Raw genomic sequence first — 13,800 nt, 5'->3', positions numbered from 1 at the left:
ATTCAGGATTTATAAGATTTAAGAAACAACCAAGGGCGCCCCAATAAAATAAACAGTAAATATAAGATTATAGGATCTCCATTCATAGTTAATGGTATAGGACTCATTGATAAGTAATAAAGTAATAATATAGTTAAAAACAATGAAATTTTATTAGCATTATTAATTTGTCCTACTCTATTTAAGACAAACCAAATAACAACTATCACGCCAATAATTCCAGAAAATTCTAAAAGATATAACATCGCATTATGAGGATTGGCATCTATTTTCTCATTTAATCCAACAAACTCAACCATCTTATCTCTTCCAAAAAGCCAATTCCAAAGATCAAATTCCCTATACATTCCCTTCCAAATATCATCCCATATCCTTACTCTTAGTGATGTTAGTGTCTTAAGCAAGATCTGTATATTTTCACTACTACTACGATATATATAAATAAGCCCTAACCAAAAGGTCATTGATAAAAAAGAAACCCATTTTTTTTGCTTTGGAAAAATGACTACCAACATGGCTATAATTGCAGAAAATACAGGAGACAAACTAGAAGTCCATAGAAGGACAAATAAGGAAACAAAGATGTTTATACGATCTATCAAGTTTTTCTTATCTATACTAAAAACAGTATAAATAAGTACGCAAGTAAATAATATGTCAGGGCCGGCTGGGCTTCCTGATATACCTATCATTCTATCCAAACCTATTAGTCCTCTACCTTCCAGGTTTCTGATACTATACTGAGTCAAAAAATTCAGAGGAGAATAAATCATTATCATATTTATTATTAAATACAACAAAGGGGTCACTCTTATCATCCAGTTTATATCACTTTTTTGTAGCCTTATTAGTGATGTGTATAATATCAGCAAAAATGGATAAATTATTTGGCTATTAAAATGTCCAAAAAGGACAAAGCTAAAAGATACAATAGAAGTAATTACTATAATGGATGTGATTTCCATAAAAGATAGATTAGCTTTCTTGTTATTCTGAAGCATTAATAATATCAATAAGCTATAACTGCTTAGAATCACCATTCTACTAATATCTCCTAATGCGATAAAAGACGAGTGAATTAAGATAAAACAAAAAAAATGAAGTATATATTGGGTTCTAAAAATCATAATATTCGATTATATTTAGAAATATTCCTTTTTTATACGCTTACTTTCAAATAACAAATCGTAGCTATCTTTAAACCCCTCTTCCAAGCCGTCATTAATTAAGCTTATAATTTTAACATTGTGATAATTCATCACGTTGAGCGCTGCTCCACTGAAAAATGTATAAATAACTAAGTCTACTGAAGGTTTTATAATAAATAACTGAGCCAAAAAATCTTCAAAAATAAGATCTGTCTGAATAGAAGGAATATCAACTAACTTTTCTCTTTCCCTCGGATGAGGAAAATAGTATTGTATATTTCTATTTTTTACAAACAGCTCAAATGAATCCCCAACTAGATAACTCCTTATGTCCTTTATTGGCTGACCAAGAAACAAACTGATATTATTATTATTAAGATTCTCTTTAAGGAAACCATCATCTATTTTGTATTCTTTAGCACTATCCAAAAGATTAATAGTCTCAACACGATCAATAATATTTTTATATCCTGGATAAATAGTATAATGGAGACTACTTTGTTGCCTTATATCATCTCTATTCATTCGAATACCAGAAAAATATCGCGCCATTCTTTCTAAAAAACTAATATTCAAGGGCCTATAATAGACGCTATTACAATTTATGTTGGCAGTACCATCATCAAAAGTTCTCAGTTCTCTGTATTTGCAGCTACTTAAAATAGCTAACACAAAAGGGTTCTCAATACTCGAAACACAACATATCTGAAATTTATTTAGTTTAATCTCACTTTCAAACCAAGATTTGAATTTTAGAATATTAAAAAATCGAGCAACTTTTGTGTTACTCTTTACATGAAAATATTTGACTTGCGCCAAGGATTCCTTCAAACGTTCATAGTAAAAATGATATTTAGCATTGTCATCGTATGTAATGATGATTACAATAAAATTTCCTCCAATTTTTCGTATAATATTTTCAGTGATTAACATCTGAAGAGGAGTTACACATACAATAATATTAGTCATATCGTCATTATAAGTTTAATGCATTTCCGTCTAACGCAATACGTTTGATAGTTTGATAGATCAGTTTAAATCCCTTCCAATTGAGAAAAAGAAAGAAAATTAAAGGAATTATCATTGCCCATTCAAAATTAAAAATTACTAAAATAACAGCCATTAAATATGGTAACAACAACCTATAATGAAAGCTCTCATTAAAAGTAGATAAAAAAGATCCACTTTCCCCCATATATCGCTTGGCAAAATAAGTTGACAAATATGAATACAAAAGATAGCTCATCATGGTGGCAAAAATTATATACTCATAAGTTACGTGAAAAATCTTGATTAGAATTATACCTAATACTAAATTGACAGAAAGTGACAAAATAGAGATGAATGCATTCATCCTTTCTTTATTGTTTGCGACCAAATATGTACTATATCCAAACGAATTACAATATAACACCACAGTCAGTGCGCATAGACCCACTATAGAAAAACTATGTTCATATTTAGGTATAAATCTTAAAAATAGAGGAAAAAAAGCTAGCCCTATAAATATTAATAAATAGGAAATAGGAACGTATACATCCCTAATATTCTTCAATGCGCTCTTTGTTACTTCATGATTATCATCGTTCAATTTTGAAACAAATTTCGGATAGAGCAAAAATGAGACTGCCTGTAGGAATAAAAGAATAGAGTTTGCCAAAGAGAATGCAAAAGTGAACGTTCCAAACTCTTCAATGGAATAAAATGCGCTTATAAAAGATCTTAAGCTAACTAAGATAAGATAAAAACAAACATTATATAAAAACAAAAATAGCCCTTTATTTAATATAATTTTTAAATATGACTTTTCAATTTTATACAAAGCGCCAACTTCCCCTCCCCTAATAAATAGTATAAGTGCAGATAAATTACCAATTACATAACAACCTACAAGAATCCAAAGGAGGATTTCACCTTGGAAAAACAAAATACTAAAAAAGACTAATAGCGGAACTACTGATTGATAAAATGATAAATAGAAAAGCCTATTAGAGATTCTATACAAGTGCATTAATAAATTATTATAATTTATTAATGCACCTACGATACAGATAAAAAACAATAGATTTTTGAGGTCATATTTATCAATTATTTCAAATGCGAAATATTTATTGAGAATCCATAAGGATAATATAAATAAATTTACTAAAGAAACTAAAAAGATACTATTTGAAATAAATTTAGCCACTTCTTTTTCAGAGGACCTATTTTGTATAACAAGCACATTCATCGAATTTGCGACACCAAAATCAAAAATCGCAAAATAATTGATCAAAAGCAATGCGAAGCCCCAAATTCCAAAATGATACGGCCCTAATTTGACAGCAATTAAAATTGAAGAAACAAATTGAATGAAGTATGTACAATATCTACTAAATAAATAACGTATATTTTTATTCTTTGCAACTTTAATAATAACAGATCCTAATCTATTCCCAATCATTATTCAATATCGTTAAAGCTAAGGCGACTACCTTTTGGTAAATCTCCTGTAATCTTACGTCCCAATATATCATGATAATGTTTTGGATGCATACCAAAACCTGGTCTGATGGATCTTACATTGTTTTCTGTTAATACATCACCAGCCTTTATATCCTCTACAATATATAGAGATCTCGAAAAGTCTTTGCCTTTGGCCTGTTTTTCGGTTAAATTATAATCCACAACTCCAATAGCCTTCTCTGCCTCTCTCACAGCTCTCACCATCTCTGAAAACTCAATTTCGTTCATGGAAAAGGAAGCATCAGGCCCCCCAATTGACCGATCTAAAATAAAATGTTTTTCAATGATCTTGGCACCAAAACAAGTTGCAACGACAGGAACAGTTGCCCCCATTGTGTGATCGGATAAGCCAGAAATTACATCAAACTTGCTTACGAAATCCTTAACCATCGCCATATTTGCTTCCTCAATCGGTGCAGGATAAGAAGATGTGCATTTTAATAAAACAATTTGATCGTTTCCCTGACGTCTACATGCATCTAAAGCGAGTGCAATATCTTCCTCTGTAGCAATACCTGTAGAAATAATTACAGGTTTACCTTTTGAGGCAACCAATTCAATTAAAGGAATATCTGTAATTTCAAATGATGCAATTTTATAAGCCGGCACATCTAAAGACTCCAAAAACTCAACACTGGTAGGGTCAAAAGGTGACGAGAAACACAGTAACCCTTCTTCTCTAGCTACCTTTATTATCTCCGAATGCCATTCCCAAGGAGTGTATGCTTCCTTGTAAAGATCATGTAAATTCTTTCCCTCCCAAATTGTCCCTTTAATCAAAAAATCATCATTACGACTATCAATTGTAATAGTATCTGCTGTATATGTTTGTAACTTTATACAATCTGCACCAGCACGCTTTGCAGCCCTAACCGTCTCAAGTGCCGTATCCAAACTACCATTGTGATTGGCAGAAAGCTCAGCGATAATAAACACTGGACTATCCTTATCTATAACGTAATTGCCTATTCTCATTTTATTTCTTTTATAAATTTTACACTTTCGTTTTCTTCAACTATTTTTTTATAGTCTAATTTTTCAAAAATTCTAATAGACGCGGAGTTTTCTTTTAGAACATATCCTACTAATAGAATTCTATTAAGTTGATTCACGATTATATAATCTTCTAATAATCGTAAGATCTGCGTACCTAGCCCTCTTCCATGATATTTACGATCGATCAAATAGCTGATAATCCAAGAATCATTATCCCGATCAATTCTAATAGATCCCAATTTATTATTAATTGCATCTTCTAGAATTAAATAGATGCAGTTTTGATCTTTAAGTTTATTCAAAAACCATTTTGTATGTTCTTGCTTTGTTATTAAATTCTTATTAAAAGAATACTTTCTTATAGAAGGATCGGAAGCCCATGTAAAAGAGATTTCTACATCTTCTCGATTTGCCAGACGCAAACTTAATGTATTCATTTTAGAATGGATAAGTACGTCAATGTAGTTATTATCCAACTTACAATGTTGTTTTAGAGTCGCTTCATGAACAAATTTCGTCTCTAATAAGGCGCGATAAAGTCTAGGTCTAAGGTTATATGCATATGTAAATATCTTATGGAGACCTATTTCATCAAAAGCCACGCGTTGTATAAGTCTCAAGAAAGTACACCAGTGGTACTCGAACTCACTGTTTTCCAATTCAGTATTCATAATAAATGAAATTTCACTATGGTTATCAGTTCTATTTATATGTACTAATCCACCATAACCGATACAAATATCCCCTTTCAAGTAAGAGAATAAATACTGACTAGGTTTGTCATGGTAAAAGAGCGGCCGTACAACATCTACAAAATATCTTTCTTGGTCAGATTCTGTTAAGAAACCTACTTGTCTTAGATGGTAAACTTGCTCATTACGCCATTTCATTATAATGGTCCTATCTTCGAATCGAATAGGAATTAAACGAAAATCTCCTTCGATATAAACGTTTTCTTTGAGACTCGAATATCTATCAGGAAAGGTCATTTTCAATTTCTTTTTTTAATATATCTGATGCACGAAAATAATCTAGAGAAGATAAAATACGCGACGATTCCTTGAGTTCATCTAGCCTATCAATTTTTGAGTTCTTTTGAATAACATTTTTATTACCATTAAATACCCAAGAATGTTGCTCTAATACGTATTCAATAAGCTTAAACCCTTTTATCTTATATTTACTTTCTATTTGGGCTAGGATATTTGCTACTAAAAAGTCCTGTACAGTATCGACAGTAACTCGAATTCCTGAATATTTTTCAGGATAAGAATATATTCCTCTTTTAAACTCTGATCGTCTTCGCAAAACTGAAGTAACGTGCTCTCGATCTTGCTCGTTTTCTAAAAAGATTAATGACTTCAATAGTGCTTCTCCTTTAAAGATCTCTAGATTCATACCTAAGGGAAGATTCACCGAAGATGTATAATCAAATTGATTTAAGACGTGAAATTGTAAAACCTCTGCTATTGCTATAGAGTCTACAAATGGATTATCAGCCGTTAAGCGAATAATATTGTCGAATCCATTCCTTAACTGGATTTCAACAAATCTACTTAAAACATCTTCTTCTTCACCTCTAAAACAATCTACATCTGCCTTTTGACAAAATATCTCGATTTCAATGTTACTTTCATCGTTAGACGTAGCTACAATTACATTACTTGTAATCAACTTAGCTGTATTTATAATACGTCCAAGAATAGTTTCAGCACTACCAAAAGGCAAGGTTTTTAATACTTTACCGGGTAATCGTTCAGACTTCATACGCGCCTGGATAATTATACCCAAATTACTTAGTTGTCCAGCCTCCATCTACGATAAAATTTTGACCTGTTATAAAATTTGAACCATCTGATAGCAATAATACTATAACACCAATAAGGTCTTTCGGAACCCCAACCCGGCCTAGCAATGTGTTATCAGACAAACGTTTAACAAAAGAAGGATCTCTATCCTTTACTTCATCGGAAGGAAATGGCCCAGGTGTAACAGCATTCACTTGGATATTAAATTTACCCAAATAAGAAGCATAGTATTTAGTCAACTGAATAACACCAGCTTTAGCGGCACCATAATGTGGAGGATTTAAAGATGCTGGAGATTCAACATATACTGAAAAATCTGGTGCAACAACTCCATACATTGATGAGATATTGATGACCTTTCCCCATTTTTGAGCTTTAAATATCGGAATAATTTCTCGAATACCACGAAATACGGACCCTAAAACTCCATCAATACCATAAGAAAAATCTTCATCCGTCATAGCTTCTGGGGACTGGCCGCGGCTATAAAATGCATTATTAATTATCGCATCAATGCGTCCATGAGTGTTCTGCACGACATCATACGCATTACGTATACTATCTGTGTCACTAACATCACAGAAAACATAAGTAATGTTATTTAGACCCGAAAACTCTTTATCAAATTTCTCTTTGCTACGTGATAAGACAAATACTCTAGCTCCTCTAAGAGCTAAATACTGTACACTGGCACTTCCTAAATATCCGTAACCTCCGGAAAATAGAACTATTTTATCAGTTATATCAAGTATATCCAGTTTCATATTGCTAATTTATTGGCCATTTTGACGGTGTTAATATATTATCTGAAACTCTTTCATTAAAAATATCTAATTCTTCTTTTATTGAAAGTCTTACTGATTCTATATTTTGTTGTAACTGTTTTTGGTTATTAACTCCGATAATTACTTTATCAACAAGATCGTTAGTCAATACATACTTCAGAAGTAAACCTGGGAGTTTATCCCCATATTTAGCCAACCTCGTCAAAATAGGTTTAGCCTCAGAAAAATATTCGTCCAACTCTTCCACACAACAGAAAAACAGCCCTTGAAGAAATGTTGATCTCGTATGTATTTCACAACCTAATTGTTTTAAGTCCTTCATAGCCGGCAAAAACCTATTATCTAAATAATTGAAAGGCACTTGAATGATGTCGGGTATAAATCCAGCTCCTAAAACAAGACTAACCTCCTCTAAGTCATTAAACGAGAATCCTATTTTTTTGACCTTTCCTTTTTCTTTCAAGCTATTCAAATCTTTCCATATAGATGGATCCTTCGCTATGGAAATAGGCCTGTGAGCCATATAACCATAAATAGATTGGACTTGAAGTTTTTCAAGGCTAGCATCAAGCTGAGCCTCAATCTTCTCATTATTATCCAGCAATAAAAACTTTGAGACAATCCTAAATTGAGACAAATCATTTTTCCCTAACACCTCTTCAGAATCACCATATGCAGCCGCTGTATCAATCAAATCAATTTGATTCTCGATAGCATAAGATAAAATGTTATGAACAGCTAATTCGGATGTTTTTCCCTCATTATTGGAAATTCCATAACTCATTCCAAATTGGACTGTCCCTAAGCCTATTTTATTTGTAATATTCATCAATAGCTTCGATTACATAATCCAATTCTTCCTTTGGTAATGTCGGATACATCGGTAAGCTAATGCAGTGCTTATAATACGTTTCAGAAGCTACTCTATCTCCTTCCTTCCAACCAAATTCGCGATAGTATGGCATTAAATGACAGGGAATATAATGTATTTGAGCGAAAATATTTTTTGTTCTCAAATAATTATAAAGGCCTAAACGATCATCTACTTCTAAAATATATAGGTGATAAGCATGTCCATCTACCACTCCTGATTGACCCTTGACATAACTCTTACCAGAAAATGCTTGCTTATAACGACTTGCAATAGATCTTCTGGTTTCAAGACCGCTATCCGCTCTCTTTAATTGATTATTACCTAAAGCTGCCTGAAAATCAGTAATTCTATAATTATATCCTAATGCTTGCATTTCCATATACCATAATGGATATGATTCTATACCTCCAGCAAATTCTATAGAATTTGTGTACAAATCATCTTGTTTCACTATTCCATGTGTTCGTAATTTCAGAAGCCTTTTATATAACTCTTCATTATTTGTTGTAATCATACCGCCTTCTCCAGAAGCTATATGTTTGACAGGATGGAAAGAAAAAATGGCTAGTTCCGCAAATTGTCCATTGCCACAATATTGCTGCTCACCCTTGCTATCGATGAAATATCCTCCAGGTGCGTGACAAGCATCCTCTATAATCCAAAGATCATATTCTTTTGCCAACGCTTTGAATTCCTCTAAATTAACAGCTCTCCCAGCAAAATCAACAGGAATTATACCTTTATAAGTCCCTTTTGGAGCAGCCTCAAGCAGAGAACGCACCGAATTGATATCCAAGAGATAGGTATCAGGATCAATATCACCAAATACAACCTCTCCTCCACAATACCTAATACAGTTTGCCGAAGCAGCAAAAGTAATGGGAGTAGTAATAACTTTATCACCAGGTTGTACGTCCAAAGCTAGCGCACATAGATGGAGCGCTGCAGTGCCATTTGCAAGCGCCACTGCATATTTTGCGTTCACATATTTAGCAAAATTATCTTCAAACTCTTTAATTTTGGGCCCCTGTGTTAAGTAATCGGATTTCAATGTCTCAATCACAACCTCAATATCCTCTTCTGTTATATTTTGTTTTCCGTAAGGAATAATCTTGTTTTCCATCGTTATACTTCAAAGGTTGAATCAACATGTTCCTTAATTAATGTCCTAAGACTCTCCACAGTTTCCCAATCTGTATTGTCTCCCGAATTATAAGCAAATCCTTCCGCCACTTTCGAACCATTAAACTCTGATAGGAACGTATTTAGATCCCATTTTGGTGTTGAAGGTAAAATTGTATAATACTTTCCTAAATCATAAGTATAAAATGAATCGGAAGGAGTAATCATCTCTTCATGTACTTTTTCACCTGGTCTGATTCCTATAACAAGATGTTCACATTCTGGACCTATTGCAGTAGCAACATCTGTAATTTTATAAGAAGGTATTTTGGGAATAAAAATCTCTCCTCCCCAAGCGTTAAATAACGCATGCATAACCATATCTACCCCGCCCTGTAAACTAATATTGAATCGAGTCATATTGGAGTCTGTAATAGGCAATTTGCCTTCCTTTTTCTTTTTAATAAAAAAAGGAATAACTGAACCATTTGACCCCATAACGTTTCCATACCTCACAACTGAAAAGCGAATAGGATTATTTCCACGAATGTTATTTGCTGCAACGAACAGTTTGTCTGAAGCTAATTTAGTTGCACCATATAGGTTAATCGGCGCACAGGCTTTGTCTGTAGATAGTGCGACAACTCTCTCTACTTCAGTAGCGAAACAAGCATCAATTACATTTTGTGCACCGTGTATATTAGTCTTAACGCACTCATCAGGATTATACTCGGCAATCGGCACATGTTTCATTGCAGCAGCATGGATGACATAATCAATACCTTTCATTGCTCTGATAAGACGCTCTCTATCTCGAACATCACCGATAAAAAAACGGATTTGGGGAAACCTGTCAGCAGGATAGTCTTGAGCCATTTGAAATTGTTTCTGCTCATCTCTTGAAAAGATCACCAATCTTTTGACATCTTTGTAGTTTTCAAGTATATGCTTGGTTAACGCTTTACCCAAAGAACCAGTACCTCCGGTTATTAAAATAGATTTATTTTGCAACATATTTTTTATTTTATAATCTTTTGTTTATTCTAAATTCATTCGATCAAAAAAATCAACATTTCATTTATATAAATTCATAGTACTTCTTTTTTTTGATAAAGCACAATTTTCCCATGAACAGTATTTGAACAATTTGTATATACGGTGACCTTTTTATCAACTATAGTGCCAGCTTTAATAGAGGCTTGCTCTAAATAACCTTTATCAAGATTATTCCCTTTTATCAATACCTCAATATGGCCAGAATCTATCCCCTGTGCATAATCTCCTAACAATGCTACTTCCTCAACATCACCTGCTCTTTCTAGAACTTTATCAACAAAAACCTCGATTCCCAAGAATTTATGAATTAATCCGCTGAGAGAGGAAAATAATGAGTGGTGAACATTCACCCGATAGAATATTTTATTATCACTTTCTTCACGTATAAGATAACCGGCTTCAGTCAATTGATTGAGCTCTTTGCGAATAGAATTCGTGGATTCTTTAAATTCATCAGCTAATCCACGTAAATAACCACGATTACTTGCCGAAACAAAAAATTTGATCAGCAATTTGAGTCGGGTTTTGGAAGTAATCAACGAATCCAGCATGGTTTAGCCTAAATTGAGTAACAAAAGTACTCAATACAATTTATTTCCGCAAATAAAGAAATTGTTAATATTACCTTCACCTAGACAAATAAACATAAGTTATCCTAAACACCTAGTTAGCAAGACTAAAACATGAAAATTCACGTGGAACATCTACTTTTAAAGACAAAAATGTGGACATTTTGTAACAAAGTGCCCACTTATAATTATATAAAAACGAAGAGCTCACCCTTAATCCGTCCGAACTTGTTGATACAAATCCATTATTGGCAACGTGGCAGTAAAAGGCTCAGCCCTGCGTTGTTCATAATTTAATACGCCAGAAATACTCACACGCTTACCTTTTAAGTCTTCAATCCGTGCACCCCGTTTGATCACTTTAAATCGTACCGAAACATCCGAATTAGACATCTCCTTGTGTTCAAATGGGATCACTAAAATCTGCTCCAGATTGACATCCAAAGCCGAATGTAAGGGCTTCACCTTTCGAATAACAATATTTTTTAGTTTCTCATCGTTCCGCTCAGCCTTGAAAACAAACACCCCGCTTCTGGCATTTCTATCTCCACTGTATTGCCCGGGACGCTCCTGAAACATATAACTCACAGTCATTCCGACGCATCGGTTAAATCGTTGTTCCAGCTGTCTTTTCCTCCAAAAAAGATACCCGCCTAAAAATAAAAAAATAAGTATAACTATGATCACCATATCAATATGTTGGTTAAAATTAAATGACTAAGATGTTGCACACAAAGGTGCTAATAAACAAAACCAAATATCTGATATTACTATTAATTCAACATTAAATCAACCAGAGACAAATAGGGGACATTTGAGAATATCCTTCAAAACAACAGTATACAGACGTTAACTTTGTGTTAACAACGCTGTTTTATGAAAACAAGATTTAATAACAAGGACAACCTGAAAATAAAACAGCCTGACCAAAAAAATGATCAGGCGTCTTTATTTCTCTTTAAATCTAGTCAATCAGCTTGGACTGATGACGTTCTAATGTATTGTATATTTTTTTGACATCCTGAGATTTTTCTTTTTGCAGAACCAGTATGGCATCCTTCGTATGCACCAGAATGCTATCCCGTAAGCCGACAAAAGCAGTATAAACATCCGTACCGATCACCATATTTCCATTCTCGTCAACTGGATGGCCAGTCTGCTTTAGATAATCGTACATGGATTCAAAGGAGCCCAGATCAGACCATTGAAAACTCGTAGCGACTACGCGAATTTTCTTCGATCGCTCCATAACGGCATAGTCAATCGAAATCGATGGGATCTCTTTGGACAAGGCTAGATCAAGCTCCCCATCCTGGCGATGCTGCCAGGCATTAAATGCCGTTGCATAGACCCTGGGTTCGAAATTCTGTAATTCACTTAGAAAAGTGTCTGCACGGAAACAGAACATCCCTGAATTCCAGAGAAAGTTGCCTCGCTCTATAAAATCCTCTGCGGTATCCTGATTGGGCTTCTCCCGAAAAGATAACACCTTATCATCTTTGTATTCAATATAGCCATAACCCGTTTCCGGTCGAGTCGGATGGATACCGAAAGTAACGATATAGCCTTTATTCGCTTTTTCAATACCAGCTTTTATCGCTTCTGCATATTCCTTCTCCCCAACAATAACATGATCAGAGGGCGTTACAATCAAAATATCATCCGGCTGAGCTGCAAAGGCTGCAAAGGCAATTGCCGCAGCGGTATTACGTGGTGTAGCTTCAACAATATCAATATAGTCTATCTTATTGTTTTCCATCACCTCCCGGCTCAGACCATGATTATCACGATTGCCTACGACAATGACCTGACCGCACAAGGACTGATTGCGCTTAATGGTCATTTCAAACAAGGAACCCTCTTTGAATAAAGAGAGATATTGTTTGGGATAACTCTTGCGTGAAAGTGGCCATAAACGACTCCCTACCCCACCTGTTAATACCACATGGATAACTGTACTCATAATATTATTTTTTCTCAGCTTCCTTATCGGCTACGACCTTACGCAGTCCCGTACTCGAAAAACGATGTGTACGTTTGTTATAATAGATCTCGATATTTTCTTCCACACAATACAGACGGCCAGAAAAATCTTTATCTCGATACTCCTCGCCAATAATACGCATATGGATTGGCAAAGCCTTGATCATATCAATAAGATCCTGCTCTGTCTCATAGGGTATAATCTCATCCACATAACGACAGCCCTCCAATTGGATATAACGTTCTACGATGGTCTGCGTAGGCTTCGCTTTTTCCGGAGACACCTCCGAAGGATCGGTATTCAGGCCAACGATTAAATAATCACAATGGCGTTTTGCTTCTTCTAACATCATAATATGGCCGGCGTGCAACAAATCAAATACACCGAAAGTTATTCCTATCTTCATTTCGTTATCTTCTTTAAATTGTTGATGAAAGGTCTGATTTTAAAATGGATTCCTCTTCCAAATTGGCATTGGCCACAATCTTGCGTAGACCCGAGCTCGAAAAACGGTGATCCCGGCTATTAAAATATAACTCAATCCCCTTTTCCTCACAATATGCCCTCCCGGTAAAGTTTTTCTCCCGGTATTCGTCCCCAACGATACGTACATCAATATTAAAAGAACGGAGTACATCCTCCAGATCTTGCTCTGTAGCGTATGGCACAATCTGATCCACATATTTACAGCCTTTAAGCTGGATGTAACGCTCGACCACGGTCTGTGCCGGCTTGTTTTTCTCCGGCCGGTCCAATGTTGGGTCGGTCTGTAGGCCACAGATCAAAAAGTCGCATTGGCGTTTGGCATCTTCAAGCATTTTGATATGCCCCGCGTGCAAGAGGTCAAACGCACTGAAAGTAATCCCGATACGCATGCCCTTGGCTGGAATAGTAATCATAGTCTAATTGAATATTAAAAATTTATAATAAAACGGCAGTACACCTATACCAAA

Annotated in this window: 15 protein-coding genes; all 15 read right to left on the bottom strand. The window is 34.6% G+C overall.

From position 1 onward, the window contains the following. Nucleotides 1-2 precede the first annotated feature (2 nt). The 15 genes from G6053_RS00990 to G6053_RS00920 all read right to left on the bottom strand — a co-directional run bounded on the left by G6053_RS00990 (nt 3) and on the right by G6053_RS00920 (nt 13,746). A complete protein-coding gene (locus G6053_RS00990; protein ID WP_165305262.1) occupies nt 3-965 on the bottom strand; it encodes a hypothetical protein in 963 nt (320 codons plus the stop codon). A gap of 177 nt (nt 966-1,142) precedes the next feature. Continuing rightward, nucleotides 1,143-2,117: a glycosyltransferase family 52 gene (locus tag G6053_RS00985; RefSeq protein WP_165305261.1), complete on the bottom strand. Its 975-nt coding sequence runs from the start codon at nt 2,115-2,117 to the stop codon at nt 1,143-1,145. Between the two features lie 7 nt (nt 2,118-2,124). Further along, a complete protein-coding gene (locus G6053_RS00980) occupies nt 2,125-3,591 on the bottom strand; it encodes an oligosaccharide flippase family protein (RefSeq protein WP_165305260.1) in 1,467 nt (488 codons plus the stop codon). After that, nucleotides 3,591-4,628, bottom strand: a complete 1,038-nt coding sequence (gene pseI, locus G6053_RS00975; RefSeq protein WP_165305259.1) for a pseudaminic acid synthase — start codon at nt 4,626-4,628, stop codon at nt 3,591-3,593. Before pseI ends, G6053_RS00980 begins: the two co-directional genes overlap by 1 nt. After that, the gene (locus G6053_RS00970) at nt 4,625-5,638 is read right to left on the bottom strand and encodes a GNAT family N-acetyltransferase (protein ID WP_165305258.1); all 1,014 of its coding nucleotides are present in this window, start codon (nt 5,636-5,638) and stop codon (nt 4,625-4,627) included. The genes pseI and G6053_RS00970 overlap by 4 nt, the downstream gene beginning before the upstream one ends. Beyond that, nucleotides 5,625-6,464 (bottom strand): hypothetical protein, encoded by an 840-nt coding sequence (locus tag G6053_RS00965; protein WP_165305257.1) that lies wholly within the window; start codon nt 6,462-6,464, stop codon nt 5,625-5,627. The genes G6053_RS00970 and G6053_RS00965 overlap by 14 nt, the downstream gene beginning before the upstream one ends. Further along, nucleotides 6,442-7,221, bottom strand: a complete 780-nt coding sequence (locus tag G6053_RS00960) for an SDR family oxidoreductase (RefSeq protein ID WP_206531847.1) — start codon at nt 7,219-7,221, stop codon at nt 6,442-6,444. Before G6053_RS00960 ends, G6053_RS00965 begins: the two co-directional genes overlap by 23 nt. Nucleotides 7,222-7,225: 4 nt before the next feature. After that, complete coding sequence (locus G6053_RS00955; protein ID WP_165305256.1) at nt 7,226-8,071, bottom strand: aldo/keto reductase; 846 nt, start codon at nt 8,069-8,071, stop codon at nt 7,226-7,228. Continuing rightward, the gene (gene pseC / locus G6053_RS00950) at nt 8,055-9,239 is read right to left on the bottom strand and encodes a UDP-4-amino-4,6-dideoxy-N-acetyl-beta-L-altrosamine transaminase (protein WP_165305255.1); all 1,185 of its coding nucleotides are present in this window, start codon (nt 9,237-9,239) and stop codon (nt 8,055-8,057) included. The genes G6053_RS00955 and pseC overlap by 17 nt, the downstream gene beginning before the upstream one ends. Nucleotides 9,240-9,241: 2 nt before the next feature. Further along, nucleotides 9,242-10,252, bottom strand: a complete 1,011-nt coding sequence (gene pseB / locus G6053_RS00945; RefSeq protein ID WP_165305254.1) for a UDP-N-acetylglucosamine 4,6-dehydratase (inverting) — start codon at nt 10,250-10,252, stop codon at nt 9,242-9,244. A gap of 74 nt (nt 10,253-10,326) precedes the next feature. After that, nucleotides 10,327-10,845, bottom strand: a complete 519-nt coding sequence (locus G6053_RS00940; protein WP_165305253.1) for an ArsR family transcriptional regulator — start codon at nt 10,843-10,845, stop codon at nt 10,327-10,329. 231 nt (nt 10,846-11,076) lie between these two features. Then, on the bottom strand, nt 11,077-11,457 hold the full coding sequence (locus G6053_RS00935; protein ID WP_165305252.1) for a hypothetical protein: 381 nt from the start codon (nt 11,455-11,457) through the stop codon (nt 11,077-11,079). A 370-nt stretch (nt 11,458-11,827) separates the two neighbouring features. Beyond that, nucleotides 11,828-12,826 carry a sugar phosphate nucleotidyltransferase gene (locus tag G6053_RS00930; protein ID WP_165305251.1) on the bottom strand — a complete coding sequence of 333 codons (999 nt, stop codon included), beginning with the start codon at nt 12,824-12,826 and terminating at the stop codon, nt 11,828-11,830. A 4-nt stretch (nt 12,827-12,830) separates the two neighbouring features. Beyond that, entirely contained in the window at nt 12,831-13,253 is a 423-nt protein-coding gene (locus tag G6053_RS00925; protein WP_121127107.1) for an adenylyltransferase/cytidyltransferase family protein, read from the bottom strand. A gap of 13 nt (nt 13,254-13,266) precedes the next feature. Next, complete coding sequence (locus G6053_RS00920) at nt 13,267-13,746, bottom strand: adenylyltransferase/cytidyltransferase family protein (protein WP_241254892.1); 480 nt, start codon at nt 13,744-13,746, stop codon at nt 13,267-13,269. Between the last annotated feature and the right edge of the window lie 54 nt (nt 13,747-13,800).

Origin of the sequence: Sphingobacterium sp. DR205 (assembly GCF_011064245.1) — a bacterium.
GTDB lineage: Bacteria > Bacteroidota > Bacteroidia > Sphingobacteriales > Sphingobacteriaceae > Sphingobacterium > Sphingobacterium athyrii.
This window is presented reverse-complemented; position numbering and strand designations above follow the sequence as displayed.

Excerpts from the sequence above, each read along its gene's own strand:
- G6053_RS00990 (WP_165305262.1), bottom strand. The coding sequence starts at position 965 with ATGGAAATCACATCCATTATAGTAATTACTTCTATTGTATCTTTTAGC.
- G6053_RS00985 (WP_165305261.1), bottom strand. The coding sequence starts at position 2,117 with ATGACTAATATTATTGTATGTGTAACTCCTCTTCAGATGTTAATCACT.
- G6053_RS00980 (WP_165305260.1), bottom strand. The coding sequence starts at position 3,591 with ATGATTGGGAATAGATTAGGATCTGTTATTATTAAAGTTGCAAAGAAT.
- pseI (WP_165305259.1), bottom strand. The coding sequence starts at position 4,628 with ATGAGAATAGGCAATTACGTTATAGATAAGGATAGTCCAGTGTTTATT.
- G6053_RS00970 (WP_165305258.1), bottom strand. The coding sequence starts at position 5,638 with ATGACCTTTCCTGATAGATATTCGAGTCTCAAAGAAAACGTTTATATC.
- G6053_RS00965 (WP_165305257.1), bottom strand. The coding sequence starts at position 6,464 with ATGGAGGCTGGACAACTAAGTAATTTGGGTATAATTATCCAGGCGCGT.
- G6053_RS00960 (WP_206531847.1), bottom strand. The coding sequence starts at position 7,221 with ATGAAACTGGATATACTTGATATAACTGATAAAATAGTTCTATTTTCC.
- G6053_RS00955 (WP_165305256.1), bottom strand. The coding sequence starts at position 8,071 with ATGAATATTACAAATAAAATAGGCTTAGGGACAGTCCAATTTGGAATG.
- pseC (WP_165305255.1), bottom strand. The coding sequence starts at position 9,239 with ATGGAAAACAAGATTATTCCTTACGGAAAACAAAATATAACAGAAGAG.
- pseB (WP_165305254.1), bottom strand. The coding sequence starts at position 10,252 with ATGTTGCAAAATAAATCTATTTTAATAACCGGAGGTACTGGTTCTTTG.
- G6053_RS00940 (WP_165305253.1), bottom strand. The coding sequence starts at position 10,845 with ATGCTGGATTCGTTGATTACTTCCAAAACCCGACTCAAATTGCTGATC.
- G6053_RS00935 (WP_165305252.1), bottom strand. The coding sequence starts at position 11,457 with ATGACTGTGAGTTATATGTTTCAGGAGCGTCCCGGGCAATACAGTGGA.
- G6053_RS00930 (WP_165305251.1), bottom strand. The coding sequence starts at position 12,826 with ATGAGTACAGTTATCCATGTGGTATTAACAGGTGGGGTAGGGAGTCGT.
- G6053_RS00925 (WP_121127107.1), bottom strand. The coding sequence starts at position 13,253 with ATGAAGATAGGAATAACTTTCGGTGTATTTGATTTGTTGCACGCCGGC.
- G6053_RS00920 (WP_241254892.1), bottom strand. The coding sequence starts at position 13,746 with ATGATTACTATTCCAGCCAAGGGCATGCGTATCGGGATTACTTTCAGT.